The organism is Streptococcus sp. GMD4S (assembly GCF_000296955.1).
Genome location: NZ_AJRE01000543.1, coordinates 1 through 792, shown reverse-complemented (window position 1 = coordinate 792; position 792 = coordinate 1). Strand labels below are relative to the sequence as shown.

Genomic DNA, 792 nt, shown 5'->3' with positions numbered 1-792 from the left:
TTTTTTGAAAAGAAGTTTATACTCAATGAAAATCAAAGAGCAAACTAGGAAGCTAGCCGCAGGTTGCTCAAAACATGGTTTTGAGGTTATAGATGAAACTGACGAAGTTAGCTCAAAATACTGTTTTGAGGTTGCAGATGTAAGCTGACGTGCTTTGAAGAGATTTTCGAAGAGTATTAGTTTAAAAACTTGATAAAGGAGAAATAAAGATGGCAGAAATTTATCTAGCTGGTGGTTGTTTTTGGGGCCTAGAGGAGTATTTTTCCCGAATTGCTGGAGTGCTAGCAACCAGTGTCGGCTACGCTAATGGCCAAGTCGAAACGACCAATTACCAGTTGCTCAAGGAAACAGACCATGCAGAAACGGTTCAAGTAATTTATGATGAGAAAGCTGTGTCACTCAGAGAGATTTTGCTTTATTATTTCCGTGTTATTGATCCAGTGTCTATTAACCAGCAGGGGAATGACTGTGGTCGCCAATATCGAACGGGAATCTATTATCAGGATGAAGCAGACTTGCCAGCTATCTACACAGTGGTGCAGGAGCAGGAGCGCATGCTGGGTCGAAAGATTGCAGTAGAGGTGGAGAAACTTCGCCACTACATATTAGCAGAAGACTACCATCAAGACTATCTCAAGAAAAATCCTTCAGGTTATTGTCATATCGATGTGACCGATGCTGAGAAGCCATTGATTGACGCCTCAAACTATGAAAAGCCTAGTCAAGAGGTGTTAAAGGAAAGCTTAACTGAAGAGTCTTATCGTGTTACGCAAGAAGCTGCTACAGAGGCTC

At 41.7% G+C, this 792-nt stretch carries 1 protein-coding gene; it reads left to right on the top strand.

The annotated features are described in order from the left end of the window. Positions 1 to 209: 209 nt before the first annotated feature. The coding region (gene msrA, locus GMD4S_RS12435; RefSeq protein ID WP_000818176.1) for a peptide-methionine (S)-S-oxide reductase MsrA at positions 210 to 792 on the top strand (583 nt) is incomplete at its 3' end.